The organism is Piscinibacter sp. XHJ-5, from assembly GCF_029855045.1.
Taxonomy (GTDB): domain Bacteria; phylum Pseudomonadota; class Gammaproteobacteria; order Burkholderiales; family Burkholderiaceae_C; genus Albitalea.
Genome location: NZ_CP123228.1, coordinates 5,937,629 through 5,961,981, shown reverse-complemented (window position 1 = coordinate 5,961,981; position 24,353 = coordinate 5,937,629). Strand labels below are relative to the sequence as shown.

The 24,353-nt window shown below is 67.9% G+C and carries 31 protein-coding genes; 22 read left to right on the top strand and 9 right to left on the bottom strand.

Annotation, left to right across the window (positions count from 1 at the left end; translation table 11 throughout):
• Nucleotides 1-5: 5 nt before the first annotated feature.
• The 8 genes from accB to P7V53_RS28185 all read right to left on the bottom strand — a co-directional run bounded on the left by accB (nt 6) and on the right by P7V53_RS28185 (nt 8,554).
• Nucleotides 6-485 (bottom strand): acetyl-CoA carboxylase biotin carboxyl carrier protein, encoded by a 480-nt coding sequence (accB, locus tag P7V53_RS28220; protein ID WP_280152809.1) that lies wholly within the window; start codon nt 483-485, stop codon nt 6-8.
• A 273-nt stretch (nt 486-758) separates the two neighbouring features.
• Complete coding sequence (locus tag P7V53_RS28215) at nt 759-1,295, bottom strand: TlpA disulfide reductase family protein (protein ID WP_280152808.1); 537 nt, start codon at nt 1,293-1,295, stop codon at nt 759-761.
• Nucleotides 1,292-1,888, bottom strand: a complete 597-nt coding sequence (locus P7V53_RS28210) for a hypothetical protein (protein ID WP_280152807.1) — start codon at nt 1,886-1,888, stop codon at nt 1,292-1,294. Before P7V53_RS28210 ends, P7V53_RS28215 begins: the two co-directional genes overlap by 4 nt.
• A 31-nt stretch (nt 1,889-1,919) precedes the next feature.
• The gene (locus P7V53_RS28205; protein ID WP_280152806.1) at nt 1,920-2,741 is read right to left on the bottom strand and encodes a transglycosylase domain-containing protein; all 822 of its coding nucleotides are present in this window, start codon (nt 2,739-2,741) and stop codon (nt 1,920-1,922) included.
• Nucleotides 2,738-3,577: a shikimate dehydrogenase gene (gene aroE / locus P7V53_RS28200; protein ID WP_280152805.1), complete on the bottom strand. Its 840-nt coding sequence runs from the start codon at nt 3,575-3,577 to the stop codon at nt 2,738-2,740. The genes P7V53_RS28205 and aroE overlap by 4 nt, the downstream gene beginning before the upstream one ends.
• A gap of 13 nt (nt 3,578-3,590) precedes the next feature.
• The gene (locus P7V53_RS28195) at nt 3,591-4,448 is read right to left on the bottom strand and encodes a TonB family protein (RefSeq protein ID WP_280152804.1); all 858 of its coding nucleotides are present in this window, start codon (nt 4,446-4,448) and stop codon (nt 3,591-3,593) included.
• A gap of 7 nt (nt 4,449-4,455) precedes the next feature.
• Nucleotides 4,456-6,507 carry an RNB domain-containing ribonuclease gene (locus P7V53_RS28190; RefSeq protein ID WP_280152803.1) on the bottom strand — a complete coding sequence of 684 codons (2,052 nt, stop codon included), beginning with the start codon at nt 6,505-6,507 and terminating at the stop codon, nt 4,456-4,458.
• Nucleotides 6,508-6,556: 49 nt separating this feature from the next.
• Nucleotides 6,557-8,554 (bottom strand): SDR family oxidoreductase, encoded by a 1,998-nt coding sequence (locus P7V53_RS28185; RefSeq protein ID WP_280152802.1) that lies wholly within the window; start codon nt 8,552-8,554, stop codon nt 6,557-6,559.
• Between the two features lie 237 nt (nt 8,555-8,791).
• Between P7V53_RS28185 and P7V53_RS28180 the strand changes: the two genes are divergently transcribed.
• Nucleotides 8,792-9,313 carry a phasin family protein gene (locus tag P7V53_RS28180; protein ID WP_280152801.1) on the top strand — a complete coding sequence of 174 codons (522 nt, stop codon included), beginning with the start codon at nt 8,792-8,794 and terminating at the stop codon, nt 9,311-9,313.
• 76 nt (nt 9,314-9,389) lie between these two features.
• Nucleotides 9,390-10,613: a patatin-like phospholipase family protein gene (locus P7V53_RS28175; RefSeq protein WP_280152800.1), complete on the top strand. Its 1,224-nt coding sequence runs from the start codon at nt 9,390-9,392 to the stop codon at nt 10,611-10,613.
• Between the two features lie 3 nt (nt 10,614-10,616).
• On the opposite strand, the gene P7V53_RS28170 is transcribed toward P7V53_RS28175, so the two are convergent.
• On the bottom strand, nt 10,617-11,105 hold the full coding sequence (locus P7V53_RS28170) for a YqaA family protein (RefSeq protein WP_280152799.1): 489 nt from the start codon (nt 11,103-11,105) through the stop codon (nt 10,617-10,619).
• Between the two features lie 96 nt (nt 11,106-11,201).
• On the opposite strand from P7V53_RS28170, the gene dusB reads away from it, so the two are divergent.
• The 20 genes from dusB (at nt 11,202) to tatC (ending at nt 24,350) form a co-directional block, all read left to right on the top strand.
• Nucleotides 11,202-12,242, top strand: a complete 1,041-nt coding sequence (dusB, locus tag P7V53_RS28165) for a tRNA dihydrouridine synthase DusB (RefSeq protein WP_280152798.1) — start codon at nt 11,202-11,204, stop codon at nt 12,240-12,242.
• Entirely contained in the window at nt 12,239-12,475 is a 237-nt protein-coding gene (locus P7V53_RS28160) for a Fis family transcriptional regulator (RefSeq protein ID WP_280152797.1), read from the top strand. The genes dusB and P7V53_RS28160 overlap by 4 nt, the downstream gene beginning before the upstream one ends.
• A 2-nt stretch (nt 12,476-12,477) precedes the next feature.
• Nucleotides 12,478-14,058 (top strand): bifunctional phosphoribosylaminoimidazolecarboxamide formyltransferase/IMP cyclohydrolase, encoded by a 1,581-nt coding sequence (purH, locus tag P7V53_RS28155; protein WP_280152796.1) that lies wholly within the window; start codon nt 12,478-12,480, stop codon nt 14,056-14,058.
• 32 nt (nt 14,059-14,090) lie between these two features.
• Entirely contained in the window at nt 14,091-14,708 is a 618-nt protein-coding gene (locus P7V53_RS28150; protein ID WP_280152795.1) for a lysophospholipid acyltransferase family protein, read from the top strand.
• Entirely contained in the window at nt 14,708-15,676 is a 969-nt protein-coding gene (locus P7V53_RS28145; protein WP_280152794.1) for a phosphatidate cytidylyltransferase, read from the top strand. The genes P7V53_RS28150 and P7V53_RS28145 overlap by 1 nt, the downstream gene beginning before the upstream one ends.
• 6 nt (nt 15,677-15,682) lie before the next feature.
• Nucleotides 15,683-16,231: a crossover junction endodeoxyribonuclease RuvC gene (ruvC, locus tag P7V53_RS28140; protein ID WP_280152793.1), complete on the top strand. Its 549-nt coding sequence runs from the start codon at nt 15,683-15,685 to the stop codon at nt 16,229-16,231.
• A 73-nt stretch (nt 16,232-16,304) separates the two neighbouring features.
• Nucleotides 16,305-17,234 carry an acetylglutamate kinase gene (gene argB, locus P7V53_RS28135; protein WP_280152792.1) on the top strand — a complete coding sequence of 310 codons (930 nt, stop codon included), beginning with the start codon at nt 16,305-16,307 and terminating at the stop codon, nt 17,232-17,234.
• Nucleotides 17,235-17,256: 22 nt separating this feature from the next.
• Nucleotides 17,257-17,916 carry a diphthine--ammonia ligase gene (locus P7V53_RS28130; protein WP_280152791.1) on the top strand — a complete coding sequence of 220 codons (660 nt, stop codon included), beginning with the start codon at nt 17,257-17,259 and terminating at the stop codon, nt 17,914-17,916.
• On the top strand, nt 17,913-18,641 hold the full coding sequence (locus P7V53_RS28125; protein ID WP_280152790.1) for a pyrimidine 5'-nucleotidase: 729 nt from the start codon (nt 17,913-17,915) through the stop codon (nt 18,639-18,641). Before P7V53_RS28130 ends, P7V53_RS28125 begins: the two co-directional genes overlap by 4 nt.
• A complete protein-coding gene (slmA, locus tag P7V53_RS28120) occupies nt 18,625-19,287 on the top strand; it encodes a nucleoid occlusion factor SlmA (RefSeq protein ID WP_280152789.1) in 663 nt (220 codons plus the stop codon). Before P7V53_RS28125 ends, slmA begins: the two co-directional genes overlap by 17 nt.
• A gap of 19 nt (nt 19,288-19,306) precedes the next feature.
• On the top strand, nt 19,307-19,960 hold the full coding sequence (gene pdeM, locus P7V53_RS28115) for a ligase-associated DNA damage response endonuclease PdeM (protein WP_280152788.1): 654 nt from the start codon (nt 19,307-19,309) through the stop codon (nt 19,958-19,960).
• Between the two features lie 9 nt (nt 19,961-19,969).
• Nucleotides 19,970-20,836: an ATP-binding protein gene (locus tag P7V53_RS28110; protein WP_280152787.1), complete on the top strand. Its 867-nt coding sequence runs from the start codon at nt 19,970-19,972 to the stop codon at nt 20,834-20,836.
• Complete coding sequence (locus P7V53_RS28105; RefSeq protein ID WP_280152786.1) at nt 20,833-21,267, top strand: NUDIX domain-containing protein; 435 nt, start codon at nt 20,833-20,835, stop codon at nt 21,265-21,267. The genes P7V53_RS28110 and P7V53_RS28105 overlap by 4 nt, the downstream gene beginning before the upstream one ends.
• Before the next feature lie 17 nt (nt 21,268-21,284).
• Complete coding sequence (gene hisI / locus P7V53_RS28100) at nt 21,285-21,674, top strand: phosphoribosyl-AMP cyclohydrolase (protein WP_280152785.1); 390 nt, start codon at nt 21,285-21,287, stop codon at nt 21,672-21,674.
• The gene (locus tag P7V53_RS28095; protein ID WP_280152784.1) at nt 21,671-22,021 is read left to right on the top strand and encodes a phosphoribosyl-ATP diphosphatase; all 351 of its coding nucleotides are present in this window, start codon (nt 21,671-21,673) and stop codon (nt 22,019-22,021) included. Before hisI ends, P7V53_RS28095 begins: the two co-directional genes overlap by 4 nt.
• A complete protein-coding gene (locus P7V53_RS28090) occupies nt 22,014-22,400 on the top strand; it encodes a hypothetical protein (protein WP_280152783.1) in 387 nt (128 codons plus the stop codon). The genes P7V53_RS28095 and P7V53_RS28090 overlap by 8 nt, the downstream gene beginning before the upstream one ends.
• 10 nt (nt 22,401-22,410) lie before the next feature.
• A complete protein-coding gene (locus tag P7V53_RS28085) occupies nt 22,411-22,758 on the top strand; it encodes a histidine triad nucleotide-binding protein (RefSeq protein ID WP_280152782.1) in 348 nt (115 codons plus the stop codon).
• A 44-nt stretch (nt 22,759-22,802) separates the two neighbouring features.
• Complete coding sequence (gene tatA / locus P7V53_RS28080) at nt 22,803-23,039, top strand: Sec-independent protein translocase subunit TatA (RefSeq protein WP_280152781.1); 237 nt, start codon at nt 22,803-22,805, stop codon at nt 23,037-23,039.
• Between the two features lie 35 nt (nt 23,040-23,074).
• The gene (tatB, locus tag P7V53_RS28075) at nt 23,075-23,560 is read left to right on the top strand and encodes a Sec-independent protein translocase protein TatB (protein ID WP_280152780.1); all 486 of its coding nucleotides are present in this window, start codon (nt 23,075-23,077) and stop codon (nt 23,558-23,560) included.
• A 7-nt stretch (nt 23,561-23,567) separates the two neighbouring features.
• Nucleotides 23,568-24,350, top strand: coding sequence for a twin-arginine translocase subunit TatC (tatC, locus tag P7V53_RS28070; RefSeq protein WP_280152779.1), 783 nt, complete (start codon nt 23,568-23,570; stop codon nt 24,348-24,350).
• The last annotated feature ends 3 nt before the right edge of the window (nt 24,351-24,353 follow it).

Below are 24,353 nucleotides of genomic sequence, written 5' to 3'. Positions count from 1 at the left end.
GGCTCTTACTCGATGATGAACAGCGGCTGGCCGAACTCGACCGCCTGGCCGTTTTCAACCAGGATCTTCGAGACCTTGCCGCTCTTGTCGGCCTCGATCTCGTTCATGATCTTCATCGCCTCGATGATGCAGATCGGCTCACCTTCCTTGATCTGGTCGCCGACTTCGACGAACGGTTCGGCCCCCGGGTTCGCCGAGCGATAGAAGGTGCCGACCATCGGGGACTTGACGGCGTGGCCGGTGGGCGCCGGCTCCTCGGCCGCTGCTGTCGGGAGTGCGGCGACCGTGGCGGCCGCCGAAGGCGGCTGTACCGGAACGGCCGCGGCGGCTGCCGCCGGCGCGGCATGCGTGACCATCGGGTGCACCGCCGCGGCGGGCTCGGCCTTGACGATGCGCACCTTGCCGTCGGCCTCGGTGATCTCGAGTTCCGAGATGTTCGACTCCGACACGAGGTCGATCAGTGTCTTGAGCTTGCGAAGGTCCATTGAGCTGCTCCAACCAAATCATTTGTAGTCATCGGACGGGGCAGCGAGGGTCGCCGGCCGTCCGTTCGGCGCGCGCCATCGGGCGGCGCCCTGCTTTTGTCGCGATACCGGGCAGTTCAGCGTCGATCTCCACCCATATCGCTGTCCCAACGGGGTGGCTCCGACGGCGGAACCCGGAAGACAGAGCGGGGCGAACTTTACGCGGTTTGTAGGCTGTTGCTGCCAATTGCAGCAAATTAAACCGCTTGACAAGCCGAAACGGCTGCGTCCGGCTCAGCCCGGGCTGGCCAGCCGACGCTCCCAGCGCTCGAGCTGCTGCGGCTCGACGGCACCCAGGCGGCGGTCCGCGATGCGTCCGTCGCGGCTGAACACCACGGTGAACGGCAACAGACCGTTGGTGTTGCCGAGGCTGCGGGCGATCGTCACGCCCTCGATGCCGGCCAGCGCGATGGGAAAGCTCATCGGCAGTCGTGCGAGGTATTCGCGCACGGGCCCGTCGCTGTCGACGGCTATCCCCACCACCTGCCAGCCGGCGGCCCGCCTCTCTCTGTGAAAGCGGTCGAGCAGCGGCATTTCCTTGACGCACGGCGCGCACCAGGTCGCCCAGAAGTTCACTAGCAGCGGCCGGCCGCGAAAGCCCGCCATCGCAAGCGTCCCGCCGCCGCCGGGCTGCTGGAAGCTCAGATTCCAGAATGCCGCCTCCGTTGGGTCCGGCTCGTCCCGGGCGCCATGGCGCAGCGACCAGGCGATCCCGCCGCCGGCGGCGAGCACCGCGACAACGCCGCCGGCGACCCAGCTGCGGCGCTTCATGGGTCGAGCAGCGCCTGCAGTGCGGCCAGATCGCCGCGCTGCGAGCGGCCGCGCGCGTCAGGCTTCAGCGCACCGCGCAGGTCGTCGTGGTCGAGCACCGTCATGTAGACCGTGACGAACTCCTCCAGCTCGGCGCTGCGGCTGGTCACGCTCAGCACTTCGACCGGCTCGCCGCGCGGGCCGTTCAGGCTGCCGACCTCGTAGTCGACACCGAGGTCGATCAGCGCGAGCTCGGCCGACTTGGAGTCGTCGCAGTAGAGCTCCAGATGGACGCTGTTGAGCCGTGTGGCGGTGCCGCGCCAGACGGCGCCGGTGAGATGGGGCCGGAACGGTTCGAGCCGCGCCATCCAGCGCAGCGCCACCCGGCGCAGCGCTTCCAGTTCGGCGGGCTGCGTGTCGGCGTGGAACAGCGAGAGGTACGTCCGTACCTCGTCCTCGACCTCGTCGTTGCCGGGCAATTCGGCTGGCCGCACGCTGTGCTTGGCGACCGTGCGCGCCGCGCGGCGCTTGGCCGGGCCGTATTCCATGCCTTCCTCGACGACCAGGCGCGCCGCGACCGCGGCAATTTCAGCGGTGAGGGCGGACGGGGGCATGCGAACCATTCTAGGTTCGCACCGGCTGGCGCTAGGGCAGATCCACCGCCCCCATGCGGGCCATGACCGTGCTCGCCCGGCCGGTGACGTAAGGCGAGCCAGGACGCTTCTCGAAGCGCTTGGGCGCGGGCAGCATGACGGCCAGCCGCGCCGCGGCGTACGGCGAGAGCTGGGACGCCCCGACATGGAAGTAGTGGCGCGACGCCGCCTCGGCGCCGAACACCCCTTCGCCCCATTCGACGCTGTTGAGGTAGATCTCGAGGATGCGCTGCTTCGACAGCAGGCTTTCGAGCATGAAGGTGATGGCGAATTCCTGGGCCTTGCGCGCCCAGCTGCGCTCGCTGCCGAGGAACAGGTTCTTCGCGAGCTGCTGCGTGATGGTGGACCCGCCCACGATTCTCGGTTGCGCGCGTGCCGGCGGCTTGGCGGCAGCGCCGACCGGCGCTTCGACCCTGCGTTGTCCGCGCAACGCCGCGCGGCGTTCCATGTCGGCGTTGATCCTGGCCACGCGCTCCTCGGCCTTCAGGTTGCGCTCCCAGGCACGCTCGAGAGCGTCCCAGTCGACGCCGCCGTGGTCGGCGAAGCCGGCATCCTCCGAAGCGATGACGGCGCGCTTCAGATTCGGCGAGATCCGCGCGTACTCGACCCACTCCTGGCTCCAGGCGAGGTGATTCTTCTCGGCGATCAGCCGCCACGCTTCGGATCGCTGGAAGCTGGTCGATTCGGGATCGACGAAGCGCATGAGCGCGATGCGGGCGACGAAGTACAGCTGCAGACCGAGCAGGCAGACGACGATGAGCGCCAGCACCCGCCAGGCATGGCTCCACACGCGAGACGGCGAGGAAGCGGTCACGAGGCGGCCTCGTGGAGCTTCAGCTGCACCGCGGAGAGGACCGGCGCGGTGTCGGGCCGCATGCCGCGCCACTGGCTGAACGCCTCTGCCGCCTGCTCGACCAGCATGCCGAGTCCATCGCGGCCGATCGCGCCGTGCTGCTCGGCCCACTGCACAAAGCGCTGGGCCGCCGGTCCGTACATCATGTCCAGCGCGAGGGCGCCGGGGCGCAGCACGCGCGCATCGACCGGCACGTCGCCACCGTGCATGCTGCTGGCGCTGGCATTGACGACGACGTCGTAGGCCGCCCCGGCGTCGTCGAGTTCCAAGGCCAGCAGGTGCACGCCTTGCGAAGCGGCCAGCGGCCGATGGCGCTCCAGCAGCACCTGCGCCCGCTCGATCGTGCGGTTGGCGACGGCCAGCACGGCTGGCCGCGCCTGGATCAACGGCCCCAAGGCACCCGCTGCTGCGCCGCCGGCGCCTATCAGAAGCACCCGGCGTCCGGCGAGCGGGCGCTGGGCGTTGTGCTCGATGTCGCGCACGAGGCCCGCGCCGTCGGTGTTGTCGCCCCACCAGCCGTCGGCATCGAAGCGCAGCGTGTTCACGGCCTCGGCGAGCCGCGCCCGCTCGCTGTGCCGGGCGGCGAGCCGGAAAGCCTCGAACTTGAACGGCACGGTGACATTGCAGCCGCGCCCGCCTTCGGCGGCGAAGTGCCTCACCGTGTCGCCGAACGCGTCCATCGGACACAGCAGGCGGCCGTAGGAGACATGCTCGCCAGTGGCGCGCGCAAAAAGCGCGTGGATGAACGGCGACTGGCTGTGCTCAACCGGGTTGCCGGCAACGACGTAACGGTCCATCGGGGGTATCGATCTAGCGTCCGGGGTTGGCGCTCAGCGTGGTCTCGAGGCGCTCGCCGTGGAACTTGAAGCGCGACGTGATGACGAGCTGGTCGGCCTCCCGCTTCATCGCCTGCGAGAAGGAGCCGAAGGGGGCCGCCGCCTTGACGATGGCGACGGCGCGCTTGTCCAGGATCTTCGACGGCGACGCCTGCACCACCTCGGTGTCGACGACGCGGCCGGCGGCATCGACGGTCAGCACCATCATCAGCTCGCCGTAGAGACGCTTGCCCTTGTGCTCGGGGAAGTTGCGCGTGCCGCGCTCTTCGATCTTGCGGCGCAGTGCGTCGTAGTAGATGGCATAGGCCTCTTCGCGCGTGGCGGGGCTGATGTAGCGCTTCTTCGGCCGGGCGTTCTCTTCCTGGATGCGCTTCTCGATCTCGGCCAGCAGCGCCAGGCGCTGGCGCCGCTCCTCGCGCAGCGCCTTCTCTTCCTTGGTGGTGGCTTCCTTGCGCGGATCGGGCGCCGGCATCTGCGCCAGCTCGCGCTTCACGCGGGCCAGCAGTTGCTGCTGCGTTTCCTGCAGCTGCTCGATCTGTCGGTGCGACTCGTCCACCGCCTCGCCCAGCTCGACCAAAGCCGATGGCGGCAGCGGCGAGGTGGCGCGGCCCTTCTCGGCCTCACCCCCGCCGGCCAGCCGGGCCTGCGCGATCGCCTGCGCCTTGGTCGGCATCTCCTTGGAGCGCGCATTGACGAGGATGACCTCCAGCGGCGTGTCCTGGAACACGCGGTTGAAGCCCTCGGGATCGACGATGCGCACGAACAGCAGCGCCGCGTGCACGGCGAGCGAGACGCCGAGCGCGATGTGCAGGGTGGGAATCGGCTTGGACATGGATGCGTCAGGCGGCGTCGGTCGCCGGCGCCGCGGCCGGCTCGCCGTCGTCGTCCTTCACGTCGATCGCGAGCGTGAGCGGACCCGCGCTGTCGGTCCCTTCCTCGGCTTCGGGCTCCTCGATGATCGCGTCGTCGGCAACGGTCGTGGCGTCGTCCAGGCGGGCGATCACGCTGGCATGGACATCGAGCGTGAGCAGGTCGGTTGCGGCGATGCGCACGCGCGCGCGGGCGCCGCGCGGCAGGCTTTCGGCGCCCACCGCGCGAAAGACCAGCGGCAGCGCGTCGGCCCGCACGAGGCCGTCCTTCATCACCACCGCCTCGATCTCCCGCACGTCGTTCTGCGCCAGGTACTTCAGCGTCCAGTAGCGCTCGATGGCCGACTGGAAGCCGTTGTAGGAGGCGTATGCGGCGTCGAAGCCCGAGATGATGGAGAACAGCGCTGCATCCTTGGGCTTGAACGGCGCGGCCAGCGCCGCCGTGCGGCCATGACGGGCGCAGGCGATGATCTGCCACTGGTTCACCAGGTCCACGTAGCGGCGCAGCGGCGACGTGGCCCAGGTGTACTGTGCGACGCCCATGCCGGCGTGCGGTGCGGGCTTGATCCCCATGCGCACCTTCACCCCTGGCGCCAGGCTCGCCTGGCTGCGATAGATGCCCGGCACGCCGCATTCGTTGAGCCATGCGCCCCAGGTGCTGTTGGCCAGGATCATCGCCTCGGCGACGATCAGGTCGAGCGGCGCGCCGCGCTGGCGCAGCCCGATGCGCACGGCCTCGTCACCCCGGGGCTCGCGATCCCCGTTGCCCTCGAGGCGAAAGGTGTAGTCCGGTCGATTGAAGTTCTCCGGCTTGCCGCGAACGACCTCTCGCTGCGCCTTGAGGTGCTTGGCAAGACGGAAGGCAAAGCCGAGCTCGGGGGCGAAAGGATAGGGCGCCGGCGCATCGCCGGTCAGCGAAGCTTCGGTGATGACGCTGTCGAGCTGGTCGTGGCGCAGGTTGGCGACGACAGGCACGCGCTCCAGCTTCGTCTCGGTCGACTGGATCGCGAGCGAGGCCTCGTCGAGACTGAGGTACAGCGAAACCGCAGGGCAGTCGCGGCCCTCGGTCAGCGTGTAGGCCTGAACCACGTCGTCGGGCAGCATCGTCAGCTTGTAGCCCGGCATGTAGACGGTCGACAGGCGATCGCGCGCGACCTTGTCGATGGCTCCGTCGGGCGCGATGGCCAGTCCGGGTGCAGCGATGTGGATGCCGAACACCACGGTGCCGGTGCCCAGGCCCCGCACCGACAGCGCGTCGTCGATCTCGGTGGTGGCGGAGTCGTCGATCGAGAAGGCCGGCGTGGTGGCCGACGGCAGTGCCTCCTTGATGGCGGGCGCGGTCAGCGTCGGGAAGGCGGTGCCGCGCGGGAAGTTCTCGAACAGGAAGCGCTTCCAGTGGAACTGGTACGGCGAATCGATCGCGCCGGCCGCCGTGAGAAGGTCGAGCGGCGCCCGCTGCGAGCGCCTGGCGGCTTCGACCACCGCCTTGTACTCGGGCGCGTTGCGGTCCGGCTTGAACAGGATCTTGTAGAGCTGCTCGCGCACCGGCGCGGGACACTCACCGCCCGCGATCTGCGTGGCCCACGCATCGATCTGCGCGGCGATCTGCTTCTTGCGCTCGATTCCCAGCAGGGCGGCCTTGACGATGTCTTCCGGCGCCTTCCTGAAATTGCCCTTGCCCAGCCGGCGGAAGTAGTGCGGTGCCTCGAACAGGCGGAAGAGAGCCGCCGCCTGCTTGGTGGCGTCGGCGTTGACGTCGAAGTAGTCCCGCGCCAGGTCGGCGAAGCCGAACTCCTGCTCCGGCGCGAATTCCCAGGCGAGGTCGAGGTCGATGTCGCGGGCGAGCGCCTGCGCCGACGAGATCAGGTCGGCCGGCGCCGGCTTCTCGAACTTGAGCAGCACGTTCGCTGCCTTCACCTTGACACGCTTGCCCGAGTCGAGCTCGACCTGCATCGAGCTGTCGGCCTCGGACATGACGCGCCCGGCGAGGAACTTCCCCGCGTCTTCGAACAATGCATACATCGCCCGAATTGTCGCCGAAGCGGATTCGGGCGCCGCGCCCCGGTGACGTCTAGAAATGAATCCCGCGCATCATCTGCTGCATGGCGATCGCTTCCGGCGACAGCATCGGCTTGGCGCCCTTGTCGCCCTTGGCGGCGGCGCTGTCGGGGAACATGCGGAAGCTCGTGTTCATCACGATCTGCGCCACGCGCGGCATCAGCGCATGCAGCAGTTCCCCGGCCACGCCCAGGCGCGTGGCGATGCGCACCGGCTTGTCGACGCAGGCCTGCGCGATCATGTCGGCGGCCTCCTCGGGCGCCAGCGTCGGCACGTTGTTGTAGATCTTGGTGGGCGCGATCATCGGCGTGCGCACCAGCGGCATGTTGATCGTGGTGAAGGTGATGCCCTGGTCGGCGTATTCGCTCGACGCGCAGCGCGTCCAGGCATCGAGCGCGGCCTTGGAGGCGACGTAGGCCGAGAAGCGCGGCGCATTGGTCAGCACGCCGATCGAGCTGATGTTGACGACGTGCCCCTTGTGCTTGGCCACCATGCCCGGCAACAACCCCATCGTCACGCGCAGGCAGCCGAAGTAGTTGAGCTGCATCGTGCGCTCGAAGTCGTGAAAGCGGTCGTAGCTCGACTCGATCGCGCGGCGGATCGAGCGGCCGGCGTTGTTGATCAGGAAGTCGACGCCGCCGTGGTTCTCGGTGATCCACTCGATCAGCGCGGCGCAGCTGTCCTCCTCGGCGATGTCCGCCGAGTAGGTGACGACGGTCGCATCCTTGCCGGCTTTCTCGAGGATCTCCTTCTTCGCCTCGGCCAGCTTGGCCTCGTCGCGCGCGCAGATGATGGTGACGGCGCCGGCCTCCGCGAACTTGATCGCCGCCGCCAGGCCGATGCCCGACGAGCCGCCGGTGACCAGCACCACCTTGCCGCCCACCGCGCCGCGCAGGCTGTGGTCGATGAACAGCGCCGGGTCGAGATGGCGCTCCCAGTAGTCCCACAACCGCCACGCGTAGTCCTTGAGATCGGGGCACTCGATGCCCGAGCCCTTCAGGGCCGCCTGCGTCTCGCGCGAGTCGAAGCGCGTCGGGTAGTTGACGAAGGTGAGGATGTCCTCCGGCAGTCCCAGGTCCTTCATCACCGCCGCGCGCACGCGGCGCACCGGCGCCAGTGCCATCAGCCCCTTCTTCACGCTCTTCGGGATGAAGCCCAGCAGCGCGGCGTTGACGAAGAGGTTCATCTTCGGCGCATGGGCGGCCTTGCTGAAGATGTCGAGCACGTCGCCAACCCGGTAGCCCTGGGGATCCACGAGGTGGAAGCACTTCTTGTTGAGCTCGGTCTTCAGGTGGCTGATGTGGTCGAGCGCCGCGACCACGAAGTCCACCGGCACGATGTTGACCCGTCCGCCTTCGAGGCCGACGCTCGGCATCCACGGCGGCAGGATCTGCCGCATGCGCTGGATGACCTTGAAGAAGTAGTAGGGCCCGTCGATCTTGTCCATCTCGCCGTTGGTGGAGTCGCCCACCACCATGGCCGGGCGATACACCGTCCACGGCACCTTGGACTCCTTGCGCACGATCTTCTCGCTCTCGTGCTTGGTCAGGAAGTACGGATGGTCCAGGCCTTCGGCTTCCTCGAACATGTCTTCGCGGAAGACGCCCTCGTACAGGCCCGCGGCGGCGATCGAGCTCACGTGATGCAGGTGGCCGGCGTCGATCGCCTTGGCGAATTCCACCGCGTTGCGCGTGCCTTCGATGTTGACCTGGACCTGCGACTCCTCGTCGGCCGACAGGTCGTACACCGCGGCCAGGTGGTACAGGTGATCGATCTGTCCCTTGAGCCCCTTGACGTCCTCCGCCGACACGCCGAGCTTCTTGGTCGTCAGGTCGCCGTACACCGGAATCGCCCGCGTCTTGCTCACGCCCCAGTACGCAAGCAGATCGGGCACCTTGCCCTCGCTCTCGGGTCGCAGCAGAAAGTACACCGTCGAGCCGCGGCGCTCCAGCAAGGTCTTGACGAGGCGTTTGCCGATGAAGCCGGTGGCTCCGGTGACGAAATACTGCATGCGGTCCTCCTTGCGTGACGCGGGTCGTTTGTTGAGCTGCACATTCTTTCCAAACGCCTCGTGCCACGACTTCGTCGTTTACCCGGAGCGGACGGTGACGTCATTGCAGTGATCGCACGAGGCGCGCCCATAGAGCCGACTCACTAAAGAATTCGGGTGTCCGGCCCTGCGCACGAACCTATAGTTTCCCGAGCCGCTGCCGCTCGGCAGTTCGCGCGTACCCCGAGGACACACATCATGGTGAAGAAGCTCAAGCAAATGGCTGAAAAGAAAGCCGCGTCCCCCGCCGGCCTGCTGGACAGCGCACTCGCCGGCACGGTGAAGGAATCGGCGCAGCAGATCTGGCTGGCCGGCCTCGGCGCCTTCTCGAAGGCGCAGGAAGAGGGCGGCAAGGTGTTCGAAGCGCTGGTCAAGGAAGGCACCGCGCTGCAGCGCAAGACGCAGGCGGTCGCCGAAGAGAAGATCGGCGAAGTGACCAGCCGGATGAGCAATATGGCGGGCGACGTGACGGCCAAGGCGGGCCAGCAGTGGGACAAGCTCGAGGCGATCTTCGAGGAGCGCACCTCCAAGGCCCTGAGCAAGCTCGGCGTGCCGTCGGCCAAGGACGTCGAGGCGCTGATCAAGCGCATCGACGAGCTGTCCGCCCAAGTGGCCAAGCTGTCGAAGAGCGCTCCCGCTCGCACCGCGGCCAAGGCCAGCGCCGCCGACGGCGTGCGCAAGCCGGCCACCAAGCGTGCCGCGGCGCGCAAGTCGGCGTGAGCCGTGGGTCGATCGAAGCAAAGGGCGCTGCGGCGCCCTTTTTCGCGGCCGGGAAGATTCCAGGGCGCATGAAAGCATGAGCCGGACTCCCCGAAAGCCGCGCATCGCCCTGGCGCTGGCCGGCGGCGGACCGCTGGGCGCCATCTACGAGATCGGCGCGCTGTGCGCACTGGAAGAAGCGCTCGACGGCGTGAGCTTCGCCGACATCGATGCCTACGTCGGCGTGTCGGCCGGCGGCTTCATCGCCGCGGGTCTGGCCAACGGCATGACGCCGCGCGAGCTGTGCGCGTCGTTCATCGAAAACGCCGGCCCGGAACACGACATCTTCGAGCCATCGGTGCTCGTGCGCCTGGCGTGGGGCGAGATCGCCAAGCGGATGGCGTCGCTGCCCGTGCTGGCGGCGCAGGCGTCGTACCGCTACGTGTTCAAGCGGCGCTCGCTGTCCAGTGCCTTCGAGCGGCTGGGACGCGCGCTCCCGGCGGGACTGTTCTCCAACGCGATGATCGACGTGCAGCTGCGCCGCCAGTTCTCCGCGCCCGGGCGCACCAACGATTTCCGGCAGCTCAAGCGCAAGCTGGTGCTCGTCGCGACCGATCTCGACAGCGGAGACTCGGCCCCGTTCGGCCAGCCGGGCTTCGACCACGTGCCCATCTCGAAGGCCGTGCAGGCCAGCGCTGCACTGCCGGGGCTGTTTCCGCCCGTCGAGATCGACGGCCGTCACTATGTCGACGGCGCGCTGAAGAAGACGCTGCACGCCTCGGTGCTGCTCGAGGAAGACGTCGATCTGCTGATCTGCCTGAATCCCCTGGTGCCGTTCGACGCCACCGAATCGCCGCAGCACCGGGTGCTGTCCGGCGGCGGCGAGCGCATTCCCAAGCTCGTCGACGGCGGACTGCCGGTGGTGCTGTCGCAGACTTTCCGCACGATGATCCATTCACGGCTGCAGCTGGGCATGAAAGGCTACGAGCGCAGCCATCCGCACACGACGATCCTGCTGTTCGAGCCCGACCAGCGCGATGCGGAGATGTTCCTCGCCAACACCTTCAGCTACTCGCAGCGCCGACTGCTCGCCGAGCACGCCTACCAGCAGACGCGGCGCCTGCTGCGTGAGCGCCACGCCGTGTTGGCGGCGCAGCTGGCGCCGCACGGCGTGTCGCTCCTGCGGCATGTGCTGGACGACACGACGCGAACGCTGGTGAGCAAGCGGGCGCCCAGTTTCGCGCGCAGCCGCTCGGGACGTGCGCTGCAGCGGCTGGAGCAGGTGCTCGACGAGCTGGATCACGCCCTTCCGCGCGCGTGAGCCTCAGGTTCCCAGGCGTTCGGGAAAGAACCACAGCAGCGCCGCTGTCATCGTGAAGTAGCGGCCGAACTTTCCGATTGCCATGTAGACGATGCAAGGCCAGAACGGCAGCTTGAGCCACCCGGCCACTGCGCACAGCGGATCGCCCACCAGCGGCAGCCACGACAGCAGGCACGCCTTGGCGCCGAAGCGCTCGAGCCAGCGCAGTGCCCGCGGGTGCGCGGCGCTCGGGTCGTGCGTGACGTGCTCGTATGCGCGCTCGGCTCCGTAGCCCATCCACCATGTGATGGCGCCCCCGACGGTGTTGCCGGCCGTCGCGACGAGCACGGCCGGCCAGAACAGCGCCGCGTTGAGCTTCACCAGACCGAACACCGCCGGCTCCGACCCCAGGGGCAGCAGGGTCGCGGACACGAGCGACACGACGAATACCGTGCTGAGGCCGTATTGGGGCAATGCCAGCCAGGCCATCAGCGTGGTGATCCATGCATCCATCGCTTGCATTATGCGAAGACGGTGGGGACGCTCCAATTCGGCGAATGCGGCCCGCTATACTCCTGCCTCCTTTTTCAGCACACCCCCTCACGCTCCATGAAGATCGGCCACATCGAGCTGCCGAACAGCCTCTTTGTCGCGCCGATGGCGGGGGTGACGGACCGGCCGTTCCGCCAGCTTTGCAAGCGGCTCGGTGCGGGCTATGCGGTGAGCGAGATGGTGACCTCGCGCCGCGACCTGTGGAACAGCCTGAAGACCAGCCGCCGCGCCAATCACGACGGCGAAGTGGCGCCCATCGCGGTGCAGATCGCCGGCACGGAGGCCGCGATGATGGCCGAGGCAGCGGCGTACAACATCGATCGTGGGGCGCAGATCATCGACATCAACATGGGCTGCCCTGCCAAGAAGGTGTGCAACAAGTGGGCCGGCTCGGCGTTGATGCAGGACGAGCCGCTCGCCTTGCGGATCGTCGAAGCCGTGGTCGCGGCCTGCGCGCCTCGCAACGTGCCGGTGACGCTCAAGATGCGCACGGGCTGGTGCCACAGCGAGCGCAACGCGGTGCGACTCGCTCGCGGCGCCGAGCAGGCAGGCATCGCGATGGTGACGGTGCACGGCCGCACCCGCGAGCAGGGCTACAAGGGGCAAGCCGAATACGACACGGTCGCCGCGGTGAAGGCGGCCGTGTCGATTCCGGTCGTTGCCAACGGTGACATCGACTCGCCGCACAAGGCGCGAGAAGTGCTTCGCCTCACCGGCGCCGACGCGATCATGATCGGGCGCGCCGCGCAGGGCCGGCCGTGGATCTTTCGCGAGGTGGCTCACTTTCTTTGCACCGGCGAAGAGCTGCAGGCGCCCGAGGTGCTTCAGGCCAAGCAATGGCTGCTGGCCCACCTGGACGACCACTACGGCCTGTACGGCGAGTACGCGGGCGTGCGCAGCGCACGCAAGCACATCGGCTGGGCGGTGCGTGCACTGCCCGGCGGCGAGGCGTTCCGCGCGCGCATGAACCAGCTCGAGACCTGCGAATCGCAGGTCCTTGCCGTCTCCGACTGGTTCGACGAGCTCGCCGAGTCGCACCGCCTGCTGCCGGCGCCTTCGGCGGCCGCCAACGACGACTACCTCCAAGAACAAGCATGAGCAAGAAACACATCGAAGAGTGCATTCGCGACAGCCTGGAGAGCTATTTCAAGGACCTGCGCGGCGTGGAGCCGACGTCGATGTACGAGATGATCATCAGCGTCGTCGAGAAGCCGCTGCTCGACGTGGTGATGAAGCACGCCGAAGGCAACCAGAGCCGCGCCGCCGAATGGCTGGGCATCAACCGCAACACGCTGCGCCGCAAGCTGGTCGAGCACAAGCTGATCAAGTGACCATGACCTCCCTCACCGCACTCGTTTCCGTGTCCGACAAGACGGGCGTGCTCGACTTCGCGCGCGAGCTGCACGCCCTGGGCGTGAAGCTGCTGTCCACCGGCGGCACCGCCAGGCTCTTGGCCGACGCCGGTCTGCCGGTGACCGAAGTCGCGGACCACACGGGCTTCCCCGAAATGCTCGAGGGCCGCGTGAAGACGCTGCATCCCAAGATCCACGGCGGCCTGCTGGCACGCCGCGACGTGCCGGCGCACATGGAAGCGCTCACCCGGCACGGCATCTCCGCCATCGACCTGCTGGTGGTGAATCTCTATCCGTTCGAAGCCACTGTCGCCAGGCCCGGCTGCTCGCTCGAGGATGCGATCGAGAACATCGACATCGGCGGCCCCGCGATGGTGCGGTCTGCGGCGAAGAACTGGAAGGACGTGGCGGTGCTCACCGATGCGTCCCAGTACCCGCAGGTGGTCGCGCAGCTGAAGGAGTCGGGCGAGGTGAGCAGCGCGACGAAGTTCGCGCTGGCCGTGGCCGCCTTCAACCGCATCTCCAACTACGACGCGGCGATCAGCGACTACCTGTCCTCGCTGCAACCCGAAGGGCAACGCGCCGAGTACCCCGGGCAGAGCAACGCCCGGTTCGTCAAGCTCCAGGACCTGCGCTACGGCGAGAACCCGCACCAGAGCGCCGCGTTCTACCGCGACCTGCACCCGGCGCCCGGCTCGCTGGTGACGGCACGGCAGCTGCAAGGAAAGGAACTCTCGTACAACAACATCGCCGACGCCGACGCGGCCTGGGAGTGCGTGAAGAGCTTCCAGACGCCCGCCTGCGTCATCGTCAAGCACGCCAATCCCTGCGGCGTCGCCGTCGGCGCCAGTCCCGCCGAGGCGTACAGCAAGGCCTTCAAGACGGACTCCACCTCGGCCTTCGGCGGCATCATCGCCTTCAACTGCGAGCTCGACGCCACGGCGGCGCAGCAGGTCGCCAAGCAGTTCGTCGAGGTGCTCATCGCGCCGGCATTCACGCCCGAAGCGCTGCTGGTGTTCGCGGCGAAGCCCAACACCCGCGTGCTGCAGATCGCCCTGCCGCCGGGCGGCGAGACGCCGTGGCAGCAGGGCCGCAATGCCCAGGACGTGAAGCGCGTGGGTTCCGGCCTGCTGATCCAGACGGCGGACAACCGGGAGATCGCGGCATCCGAGCTGAGGATCGTCACCAAGGCGCAGCCCACCCCGAGCCAGCTCGACGACCTGCTGTTCGCCTGGAAGGTCGCCAAGTACGTCAAGAGCAATGCGATCGTGTTCTGCGGCGGCGGCATGACGCTCGGCGTCGGCGCGGGCCAGATGAGCCGGATCGATTCGGCGCGCATCGCCAGCATCAAGGCGGAGAACGCCGGCCTGTCGCTGAAGGGCTCGGCCGTGGCAAGCGACGCGTTCTTCCCGTTCCGCGACGGACTCGACGTGGTCTGCGACGCGGGCGCCACCTGCGTGATCCAGCCCGGAGGCAGCGTGCGCGACGACGAGGTGATCGCCGCCGCCGACGAGCGCGGCATCGCGATGGTGCTCACCGGCGTGCGTCACTTCCGCCACTGATACGCGGTGGGCCGCGGATACCATCGCGGTCCATGAAACTTGCCGACGCTGCCGGCCTGCTGCTGTCGTTCCTCGCCCGCCTGATCACCGGCGCGCAAGGCCACTGGTATGGCTGTCCGCCCAAGGCGGAGCAGCGCATCTACTTCGCCAACCACCAGAGCCACTTCGACCTGGTGCTCATCTGGGCTGCGCTGCCGGGTGACCTGCGCGCCGTGACGCGGCCCATCGCGGCCCGCGACTACTGGACATCCAGCCCGCTGAAGCAATGGATCACGCGCGAGATCTTCAACGCCGTCTATGTGAATCGCCAGCGCACCGACGATCAGGATCCTCTCGAGCCGCTGGTCGAAGCGCTGCACAACGGTGACTCGCTCGTGATCTTCCCGGAGGGCACCCGCGGCAACAAGGGTGACCCGCAGCCGTTCAAGTCGGGGCTGTACCACCTCGCCGAGCAGTTCCCCCAGGTGCAGCTGATTCCGGCGTGGATCGACAACGTGCAGCGCGTCATGCCAAAGGGCGAGGTGGTGCCGGTGCCCATCCTGTGCTCGGTGACCTTCGGCGCGCCGCTGCAGATCCTGCCCGGCGAGGACAAGCGCGCATTCCTCGACAGGGCGCGCGAGGCGGTCGTCTCGTTGCGCAGCGTGCACTGATGGGCGCGCTGCGCAACCTCACGATCACCGAGCAGGTCGGCCTGCTGTTCGTCGCCCTGTTCGGCGTGCTGGCCCTGGTCACGGTGGTCGCCTTCAGCCGCACGCTGAGCGAGCGCAGCGACGGCCAGCTCGCGATGCACGAGCGCTTCAAGCGCGACCTGCGCGCCGTCTGGTGGGGCGCGGTGCTGTTCTGGGTGTCGTGGGTGCTGGGCGCCGTCGCCGCGACGCTGCTGTTCGGGATCGTCTCGTTCGTCGCGTTCCGCGAGTTCATCACGCTCACGCACACCCGCCGCGCCGACCACCGCAGCCTGCTGCTCGCCTTCTTCGTCGCGCTGCCGCTGCAGTTCATGCTCGCCGGCAGCCGGCACTTCGACTTCTTCACGGTCTTCATCCCGGTGTACGTGTTCTTCGCGATTCCGGTGGTCAGCGCGCTGGGCAACGACCCTCAGCGGTTTCTCGAGCGCACCGCGAAGATCCAGTGGGGCGTGATGGTCTGCATCTACGGCATGAGCCATGCGCCGGCCCTGCTGCTCATCGACCTGCCGCGCTATGCCGGCCGCGGTGCGTTCCTGGTGTTCTACCTGGTGGTCGTCGTCGCCACCGCTCAGATCGCACAGGAGCTCGCCACCCGGCGCCTGCGCCGGCGCCCGGTCGCGCGCGCGATCAGCCGCTCCTTCTCGTGGCGCGCCTGGCTCATCGGGGCTGGCGCCTCCGCCTTCGTCGGCGCGCTGCTGTACTGGGCGACGCCGTTCAAGCCGATCCCCGCGCTGGTGATGGGCTTCATTGCCGGCGCCACCGGCACGCTGGGCGAGTTCGTGATGAAGGCGCTCAAGCGCGACGCCGGCGTACGCACCTGGGGCGGCAAGGCCTCGGTGACCGGTGCGGTGGGCGTGCTCGACCGCGTCGCGCCGCTGTGCTTCGCCGCACCGGTGTTTTTCCACGCCGTGCGCTGGTACTTCGGTCTCTAATCGGGCATGCGCATTCTCGGCATCGACCCCGGTCTGCGGACCACCGGCTTCGGCATCATCGAAGCCGACGGCCCGCGGCTGGGCTACGTCGCCAGCGGGACCATCAGGACGGACAGCGTCGCCATCGGCCAGCTGCCGGCGAGGCTCAAGATCATCTTCGACGGCGTGCGCGAGGTCGCGGCACGCTACCAGCCGAGCTGCGCGGCGATGGAGATCGTGTTCGTCAACGTCAATCCGCAGTCGACGCTGCTGCTCGGACAGGCGCGCGGCGCGGCGCTGACGGCCCTGGTCTCCACCGACCTCGACGTGTCCGAGTACACCGCCCTGCAGATGAAGAAGGCCATCGTGGGCCACGGGCAGGCGCGCAAGGAGCAGATCCAGGAAATGGTGATGCGCCTGCTGAAGCTGCCCGGGCTGCCGGGCAAGGACGCGGCCGATGCGCTGGGGCTCGCCATCTGCCATGCGCATGCCGGCGCCTCGTTTGCCGCGATGGCGCGGGGCACGACGCTGGAACGGCGCAGCCACGCCCAGTACAAGCGCGGCCGGGCGTATTGACGGCGCCACGCACGACGCCTCGGGCACGACCCGGCCCCTACAATTTCCGGCATTCGACTCGCCAAGGACCGCCATGAGCGCCGAGCCCCCCGCCCGCCCTTCGCATCACGCCTCACCCGATCTGAGCCACATCGCGCCTCGCGACAAGGCCGAGATCCTCGCGGAGGCGCTGCCGTACATCCGCCGCTTTCACGGCAAGACCATCGTCATCAAGTACGGCGGCAACGCGATGACCGATCCGTCCCTGCAGCAGGACTTCGCCGAGGATGTCGTGCTGCTCAAGCTGGTGGGCATGAACCCGGTGGTGGTGCACGGCGGCGGTCCGCAGATCGACGAGGCGCTCGCCAAGGTGGGCAAGAAGGGGACGTTCATCCAGGGCATGCGGGTCACCGACGACGAGACGATGGAGGTCGTCGAGTGGGTGCTCGCCGGCCAGGTGCAGCAGGACATCGTCGGCCTGATCAACGTGGCGGGTGGCAAGGCGGTGGGCCTGACCGGCCGCGACGGCGGGCTCATCCGGGCGCGCAAGCTGAAGATGCTCGACAAGAACGACCCCACGAAAGAGCACGACGTCGGCCAGGTCGGCGAGATCGAGTCCATCGACCCGAGCGTGGTCAAGGCGCTGCAGGACGACCAGTTCATCCCGGTGATCTCGCCGCTCGGCTTCGGCGCGAGCAACGAGAACTACAACATCAACGCCGACGTCGTGGCCGGCAAGCTGGCCGAGGTGCTGAAGGCCGAGAAGCTGATGATGCTGACCAACACGCCGGGCGTCCTGGACAAGCAGGGCAACCTGCTGACCAATCTGTCGGCGCGCGAGATCGATGAATTGTTCGCCGACGGCACGATCTCCGGCGGCATGCTGCCCAAGATCGCATCGGCGCTCGACGCGGCGAAGAATGGCGTCAACACCGTGCACATCATCGACGGGCGCGTGCCGCACGCGATGCTGCTGGAGATCCTGACCGAGCAGGCGTACGGGACGATGATCCGCAGTCACTGAGCCGTCGGTCGCTCTGCCTTCGATGCGTAGTTTCTTCTCCTGGAGCGGCGGCAAGGATTCGATGCTCGCACTGCACCGCTCGCTCGACGCGGGCCACGACGTGCGGGCGCTGCTGGCGATGTTCGACGAGACCGGCGAGCGCTCGCGCTCGCATGCCTTGCCGCCGGCGTTGATGCAGGCGCAGGCGGCCGCGCTCGGCATTCCGCTGGTGATGCGGCAGGCCTCGTGGACGACCTACGAATCGGTCTTCACCGAGCAGCTTCGCGCATTCGCCGGCGAGGGCATCACCCACGGCCTGTTCGGCGACATCGACCTGCAGGCGCACCGCGACTGGGAGGAAAAGGTCTGCGGCGCGGCCGGACTGCAGGCGGTGCTGCCGCTGTGGCAGGAGCCGCGCCAGGGGCTGGTCGACGAACTGCTGGCGCTGGGCTATCGGGCGCGGGTGGTCTGCGTCGATGCGCTCTCTCTCGACGCCGGCTTCTGCGGCCGCGAATTCGATTCCGGCTTCATCGCAGACCTGCCGTCGCAGGTCGATGCGTGCGGCGAGAACGGCGAGTTCCACACCTTCGTGTTCGACGGCCCGCGCTTCGCGCATCCGGTGCCGCATCAGGTGCTGGCAGTCCACGAGCTGAAGCCGACATCGCCCGCGCCGGGTCACTTCTTCGTCGCGGAGCTGCGTTGAAAGCCCGCCCTGCGCGGGTCTGGCTGTTCGACCTCGACGACACGCTGCACGACGCGACCCACGCCGCCATCGGCCACACCAGCGAGGCGATGACGGCGTACATGGTCGAGCACCTGCAGCTGACCGCGGCGGAAGCGTCGGCCCTGCGGCAGCACTACTGGCACCGCTACGGTGCGACCCTGCTGGGCCTGGTCCGCCACCACGGCGTGCGGCCCGCGCACTTTCTTGAACAGACGCACCGCCTGCCCGGCCTCGAGTCCCGGCTGCGCACCAGCGCGCACGACCGCGCCGCCCTGCGCCGCCTGCCCGGCGCCAAGTTCGTGCTGACCAACGCGCCGCGCGGCTACGCCATGCGCGTGCTCGACACCTTGCGGCTCAGCGGCTGCTTCGACGGCATCCTGTGCATCGAAGACATGACGATGTTCGGCCACCACCGCCCCAAGCCGGACGCCCGAATGCTCCGGCACGTCGCCGCCCGTCTGAAGACGCCGCCCAGCCGCTGCGTGCTGGTGGAAGACACCCTGGTGCACCAGCGCGCGGCGCGGTCGGTCGGCATGAAAACCGTCTGGATGCAACGCTACCTTCGTGGCGCTTTTCACGACCGGCGCCAGAGCATGAAAGTTGGTGTTCACCCTTGCCCCAAGCCCGCATACGTGTGTGCCAGAATCAACCGGATACAAGCTCTGCGCTCGCTGTGGTGCATTCGAGATGACCTCCCACGCTGAGAACCCTTCCGAAGGCATCGCGGCCGCCGACAGCGAATCCGCCGTCGTGGCGGCCGGCGGCACGCGCAAGCGGCCCAAGCCCGGAGAGCGGCGTGTGCAAATCCTGCAAACCCTGGCGGCGATGCTCGAACAGCCGGGCGCCGAGCGCATCACGACGGCCGCCCTGGCCGGCAAGCTCGATGTGTCCGAAGCGGCGCTCTATCGCCACTTCGCGAGCAAGGCCCAGATGTTCGAGGGACTGATCGAGTTCATCGAGCAGAGCGTCTTCACGCTGGCCAACCAGATCAATGAGCGCGAGGCCGCCGGCACGGCGCAAGCGCGCCAGATCCTGACCGTCCTCCTGCAGTTCGGCGAGAAGAATCCCGGGATGACGCGCGTGATGGTCGGCGATGCGCTGGTCTTCGAGAACGACCGGCTGCTGACGCGCATGAACCAGTTCTTCGACCGGATCGAATCGCAGCTGCGGCAAAGCCTGCGCACGGCCGCCGAGGCCAACGGCTCGGTCACGCCGACCGTGGATGCCAATGCCCAGGCTTCGGTGCTCACCGCCTTCGCCGTGGGCCGTCTGCAGCGCTACGCCCGCTCGGGCTTCAAGCGCACTCCGACGGAACATCTCGATGCGGCGCTGCGTCTGATGGTCGCCTGACGACCCTCTTCCGACGCGCATGACCGCCATTCAGGTCGGCGGCCAGCCGCTGACCCTGCTGCCCGAGAGGGCGGCTTTCCTCGCTGACCACCGGACGCTGCTGATTGCCGACGCACACATCGGCAAGGCCGTGTCGTTTCGCCGCTGGGGCGTGCCGGTGCCGCAAGGGACCACCGCGGAGACGCTCGGCGCCCTGGACCGCCTGGTCCACCGCACCGGCGCCTCGCGCATCGTCTTCCTCGGCGATTTCCTGCATTCGGCACGCTCGCGAGCGGTGTCGACCATGGACGCCGTGAGGCGCTGGCGCGAGTCGCAGCCCCAGCTGGCGCTGACGCTGGTGCGCGGCAACCACGATCGGCGCGCCGGCGATCCGCCGTCCGCATGGCGCTTCGAGATCGTCGACGAGCCGCTGCTGCTGGACGGCGTCGCGCTGTGCCACCACCCGAAGCCGATGCCGGGCCGCTACGTGCTGGCCGGCCACCTGCATCCTTGCGTCGGCATCGGCGGGCGTGCCCGGGACCACCTGCGCTTGCCATGCTTCCACTTCGGGCCCCAGGTGGGCGTGCTGCCGGCCTTCGGCAGCTTCACCGGGATGCACCCCATCGAGTGGGGCGAGGGCGACCGGGTGTTCGCCATCGCCGACGACGAGATCGCCGAGGTCGCGCGCCGATAATCGGCGCCCATGGCTGACGTGAATTCCCTCCTCTCGCGCGCCGAGGCGCTGATGGCGCGCCTCGAAGCGGTGCTGCCGCACCCGCCGGCGGCGCCGGACTGGTCCGCTTCGGTGGCGTTTCGCTACCGCAAGCGCGGCGGCAGCGGCCGGCTCGAGCCGGTGCGCCACGTGGCCACGATCCGGCTCGCCAACCTGTGCGAGGTGGAACCGCAGAAGGAGCGGCTGGTGCGCAACACGCGCCAGTTCGTCGACGGGCACGCCGCGAACAACGTGCTGCTCACCGGCGCCCGCGGCACTGGCAAGAGCTCGCTGATCAAGGCCTGCCTGAACGAGTTTTCGCCGCAAGGCCTGCGGCTGATCGAGGTCGACAAGGCCGACCTGGTCGATCTGCCGGACATCGTCGACCTGGTCGCCGAGCGCCCCGAGCGCTTCGTCGTGTTCTGCGACGACCTGAGCTTCGACGAGGGCGAGGCCGGCTACAAGGCGCTGAAGTCGATTCTCGACGGCTCGGTCGCCCAGTCGTCCGACAACGTCCTCATCTACGCGACCAGCAACCGCCGCCACCTGCTGCCCGAGTACATGAAGGAAAACCTCACGTACCAGCACACCGAGGACGGCGAAGTGCATCCCGGCGAGGTGGTGGAGGAGAAGATCTCGCTGTCCGAGCGGTTCGGCCTGTGGGTCAGCTTCTATCCGTTCACCCAGGCCGAGTACCTGACCATCGTCGCCGAGTGGCTGCGCGGCTTCGGCGTCGACGAAGCGGCCATCGCCGCCGCGCGCCAGGAGTCGCTGGTGTGGGCGCTGGAACGCGGTTCGCGCTCCGGCCGCGTCGCCTATCAGTTCGCGAAGGACTACGCCGGAAGGCATCACCCATGACCGGCGGCACGCAGCGCACGCCGGTGGACGTGGCCGTCGGCGTGCTGATCGATGCGCAGGGTCGCTTCCTGCTCACCTCGCGTCCCGAAGGCAAGGTCTACGCCGGCTACTGGGAGTTCCCGGGCGGCAAGCTCGAGCCCGGCGAGACCGTCGAAGAGGCGCTGCGGCGCGAGCTGCACGAGGAGCTGGGCATCACCATCGTCCACGCCCACCCTTGGAAGGTCGAGATGATGGACTACCCGCACGCGCGGGTGCGGCTGCACTTTTGCAAGGTGCATGAATGGCACGGCGACTTCGAGATGCGCGAGCGCCAGTCGATGGCCTGGCAGTGTCTGCCGGTGGAGGTGGTCCCGGTGCTGCCGGGGACCGTGCCGGTGTTGCAGTGGTTCGCCTTCGAACGCGGTTTTGCAGGGGCGACGCACCGAGGGTGATTGCTACACTGACCAGCATGAGTTGGCTCGACGAAGTCAGGTGGGACGCGCAGGGCCTGGTGCCTGTCATCGCGCAGGAAGTCGGCAGCAACGACGTGCTGATGTTCGCCTTCATGAACCGCGAGGCGCTGCAGCAGACCGCCGAGCTCGGAGAGGCCGTGTACTTCAGCCGCTCGCGAAACCGGCTCTGGCACAAGGGCGAGGAATCGGGGCACATCCAGAAGGTGCGCGAGCTGAGGCTCGATTGCGACAACGACGTGGTGCTGCTGAAGGTGGAGCAGCTCGGCCACACGCCCGGCATCGCCTGCCACACCGGCCGCCATTCCTGCTTCTTCAAGCGCTACCAGGACGGTGCCTGGCACGCCGTCGAGCCCGTCCTGAAAGACCCGGAGCGCATCTACAAATGAGCTCGAACGACACGCTGGCGCGGCTGGCCGAGGTGATCGAGGCCCGCAAGGGCGGCGATCCCGACAAGAGCTACGTGGCGCGCCTGTTCCACAAGGGCACCGACGCCATCCTCAAGAAGATCGGCGAGGAGGCCACCGAAACGGTGATGGCCGCCAAGGACGGCGATCCGCAGAAGATCGTCTACGAGGTCGCCGACCTGTGGTTCCACTCGATGCTGGCGCTCAGCGCCTTCGGGCTCAAGCCGGCCGACGTGCTGGCCGAGCTGGAGCGGCGCGCCGGCACGTCGGGACTCGAGGAATTCGCGGCGCGCAAACTGAAAGACCGAGAGGGCGACACCCATGGCTGAAATCACCGACATCGAATCCGATCGCGAGCGTTCGCTGAGGACCATCGGCCACATCAGCTACCTGCTGCACCTCGTCGTTGCCATCGGCGCTGTGCTGCCGGGCGTGCAGGCCAGCGTCGTGCTGCTGCTGGTGGCCTTCGTGCTCGACCTCGTCAAGCGCGACGATGCGGCCGGCACCTGGCAGGAGTCGCATTTCCGCTGGCGCATCCGCAGCGTGCTGTGGGCCGGCGGCCTCTACATCCTCACCGCACCGTTGTGGCTGCTGCTGGTGGCGCCGGGCTGGATCGCCTGGGTGGTCATCTCCATCTGGTTCCTGTATCGCATCGTGCGCGGCTGGATGAACCTCAACAGCGGCACGCCGATGCCCATGCCGACCTGAAAGGCCCACGATGAGCCACGACCCTCAATGCATTTTTTGCAAGATCGTCGCCGGGCATATCCCGAGCAAGAAGGTCCACGAGGACGATGAACTTCTGGTGTTCCACGACATCCATCCGTGGGCGCCGGTGCATCTGCTCGTCATCCCGAAGGTGCATGTGGCATCGCTGGCCGACATCGAGCCGGAGCACCAGCAGTGGCTGGGCAAGATGCTGTCGCTGGCGCCCAAGCTGATGAAGCAGCAGGGCGTGACGAACGGCTTTCGCACCGTCATCAACACCGGCGCCGACGGCGGGCAGGAGGTCTATCACCTGCACATGCACGTGTACGGCGGTCCGCGTCCATGGGCCAAGGGCTGAGAGCCGGTCGCCTAGAATTCGGACAACGTCGTCAGGAGAAAGACATGGGCTCATTCAGCATCTGGCACTGGCTGGTCGTGCTGCTGATCGTGGTGCTGATCTTCGGCACCAAGAAACTCAAGAACATGGGGCAGGACCTCGGTGGGGCGGTCAAGGGCTTCAAGGACGGCATGAAGGACGGCTCCGCGAGCAGCGAGCCGTTGCCGCCGGCGCAGGTCACCGCCAACGCGCCGAAGTCCGACCCGAACACGGTGGACGTCGAGGCGAAGAACAAGTCGTGAACCCGCGCTCGCGCTCCGGGTGAGCGCCTCTTCGCATGATTGACTTCGGCTTCGACAAGATCGCCCTGATCGGCGCGGTGGCCCTCATCGTCATCGGCCCCGAGCGCTTGCCGCGCGTGGCGCGCACCGTGGGCCATCTGCTCGGCAAGGCGCAGCGCTATGTCGCCGACGTGAAAGCCGAGGTCAACCGCTCCATCGAGCTCGAAGAGCTCAAGAAAATGAAGACGCAGTTCGAGGACGCGGCGCGCGACGTCGAGCAGAACGTCTCGAGCGAGATCCGCCAGACCACGTCCGACCTGGAGAAGGGCTGGGCCGCCGACAATCCGCTTCTCGAGCCCGGCAGCGGCCAGCACGAAGGTCTCCAGCCGCCTCCTCCCGCATACCGGCATCCGAAGAAGAACTGGCGCCTGAAGCGCGGCGCCATGCCGCAGTGGTACAAGCAGCGCCACGGCATCCGCCACAAGGCCCAGTCGGGCGCCGCCCGCGTGGCGCGCTTCCGCCCGCCGCGATCCCCAGCCTGAAGCCTCGATGAGCTCCCACAACACCGGCCCCGACGAGCTGGAGGGCACCGAACAGCCTTTCGTCTCGCACCTCATCGAGCTGCGCGACCGCCTGATTCGCGCGCTGATCGCCGTCGGCATCTGCTTCGGCGTGCTCACGCTGTGGCCCGGGCCGAGCGGTCTGTACGACCTGCTCGCCGCGCCGCTGGTGGCCAACCTTCCCAAGGGTGCGACGCTGATCGCGACCAACGTCATCTCGCCGTTCCTGGTGCCGCTGAAGATCACGCTGATGGCGGCTTTCCTGCTCGCCTTGCCGGTCGTGCTGTACCAGGTATGGGCCTTCGTCGCTCCCGGCCTGTACACGCACGAGAAGAAGCTGGTGCTGCCGCTGGTGGTCTCGAGCACGCTGCTGTTTCTCGTGGGCGTGGCGTTCTGCTACTTCTTCGTCTTCGGCAAGGTGTTCCAGTTCATCCAGAACTTCGCTCCCAAGAGCATCACGGCGGCACCGGACATCGAGGCGTACCTGAGCTTCGTGCTGACGATGTTCATCGCCTTCGGCGCGGCCTTCGAGGTGCCCATCGTGGTGGTGGTGCTGGCGCGCATCGGCCTGGTGAGCATCGACAAGCTGAAGCAGTTCCGCAGCTACTTCATCGTGCTGGCCTTCATCGTCGCCGCGGTCATCACCCCGCCTGACATCGTGTCGCAGCTTGCGCTGGCGATTCCGATGTGCTTGCTGTACGAGGTCGGAATCTGGGCGGCGCAGATCTTCATCAAGCACACCAAGGCGCCCGAAGAAGAGACATCGGCGTAGCCG

Coding starts and splice junctions, on each gene's coding strand:
- accB (WP_280152809.1), bottom strand. CDS start 485: ATGGACCTTCGCAAGCTCAAGACACTGATCGACCTCGTGTCGGAGTCG.
- P7V53_RS28215 (WP_280152808.1), bottom strand. CDS start 1,295: ATGAAGCGCCGCAGCTGGGTCGCCGGCGGCGTTGTCGCGGTGCTCGCC.
- P7V53_RS28210 (WP_280152807.1), bottom strand. CDS start 1,888: ATGCCCCCGTCCGCCCTCACCGCTGAAATTGCCGCGGTCGCGGCGCGC.
- aroE (WP_280152805.1), bottom strand. CDS start 3,577: ATGGACCGTTACGTCGTTGCCGGCAACCCGGTTGAGCACAGCCAGTCG.
- P7V53_RS28195 (WP_280152804.1), bottom strand. CDS start 4,448: ATGTCCAAGCCGATTCCCACCCTGCACATCGCGCTCGGCGTCTCGCTC.
- P7V53_RS28190 (WP_280152803.1), bottom strand. CDS start 6,507: ATGTATGCATTGTTCGAAGACGCGGGGAAGTTCCTCGCCGGGCGCGTC.
- P7V53_RS28185 (WP_280152802.1), bottom strand. CDS start 8,554: ATGCAGTATTTCGTCACCGGAGCCACCGGCTTCATCGGCAAACGCCTC.
- P7V53_RS28180 (WP_280152801.1), top strand. CDS start 8,792: ATGGTGAAGAAGCTCAAGCAAATGGCTGAAAAGAAAGCCGCGTCCCCC.
- P7V53_RS28175 (WP_280152800.1), top strand. CDS start 9,390: ATGAGCCGGACTCCCCGAAAGCCGCGCATCGCCCTGGCGCTGGCCGGC.
- P7V53_RS28170 (WP_280152799.1), bottom strand. CDS start 11,105: ATGGATGCATGGATCACCACGCTGATGGCCTGGCTGGCATTGCCCCAA.
- dusB (WP_280152798.1), top strand. CDS start 11,202: ATGAAGATCGGCCACATCGAGCTGCCGAACAGCCTCTTTGTCGCGCCG.
- P7V53_RS28160 (WP_280152797.1), top strand. CDS start 12,239: ATGAGCAAGAAACACATCGAAGAGTGCATTCGCGACAGCCTGGAGAGC.
- purH (WP_280152796.1), top strand. CDS start 12,478: ATGACCTCCCTCACCGCACTCGTTTCCGTGTCCGACAAGACGGGCGTG.
- P7V53_RS28150 (WP_280152795.1), top strand. CDS start 14,091: ATGAAACTTGCCGACGCTGCCGGCCTGCTGCTGTCGTTCCTCGCCCGC.
- P7V53_RS28145 (WP_280152794.1), top strand. CDS start 14,708: ATGGGCGCGCTGCGCAACCTCACGATCACCGAGCAGGTCGGCCTGCTG.
- ruvC (WP_280152793.1), top strand. CDS start 15,683: ATGCGCATTCTCGGCATCGACCCCGGTCTGCGGACCACCGGCTTCGGC.
- argB (WP_280152792.1), top strand. CDS start 16,305: ATGAGCGCCGAGCCCCCCGCCCGCCCTTCGCATCACGCCTCACCCGAT.
- P7V53_RS28130 (WP_280152791.1), top strand. CDS start 17,257: ATGCGTAGTTTCTTCTCCTGGAGCGGCGGCAAGGATTCGATGCTCGCA.
- slmA (WP_280152789.1), top strand. CDS start 18,625: ATGACCTCCCACGCTGAGAACCCTTCCGAAGGCATCGCGGCCGCCGAC.
- pdeM (WP_280152788.1), top strand. CDS start 19,307: ATGACCGCCATTCAGGTCGGCGGCCAGCCGCTGACCCTGCTGCCCGAG.
- P7V53_RS28110 (WP_280152787.1), top strand. CDS start 19,970: ATGGCTGACGTGAATTCCCTCCTCTCGCGCGCCGAGGCGCTGATGGCG.
- P7V53_RS28105 (WP_280152786.1), top strand. CDS start 20,833: ATGACCGGCGGCACGCAGCGCACGCCGGTGGACGTGGCCGTCGGCGTG.
- hisI (WP_280152785.1), top strand. CDS start 21,285: ATGAGTTGGCTCGACGAAGTCAGGTGGGACGCGCAGGGCCTGGTGCCT.
- P7V53_RS28095 (WP_280152784.1), top strand. CDS start 21,671: ATGAGCTCGAACGACACGCTGGCGCGGCTGGCCGAGGTGATCGAGGCC.
- P7V53_RS28090 (WP_280152783.1), top strand. CDS start 22,014: ATGGCTGAAATCACCGACATCGAATCCGATCGCGAGCGTTCGCTGAGG.
- P7V53_RS28085 (WP_280152782.1), top strand. CDS start 22,411: ATGAGCCACGACCCTCAATGCATTTTTTGCAAGATCGTCGCCGGGCAT.
- tatA (WP_280152781.1), top strand. CDS start 22,803: ATGGGCTCATTCAGCATCTGGCACTGGCTGGTCGTGCTGCTGATCGTG.
- tatB (WP_280152780.1), top strand. CDS start 23,075: ATGATTGACTTCGGCTTCGACAAGATCGCCCTGATCGGCGCGGTGGCC.
- tatC (WP_280152779.1), top strand. CDS start 23,568: ATGAGCTCCCACAACACCGGCCCCGACGAGCTGGAGGGCACCGAACAG.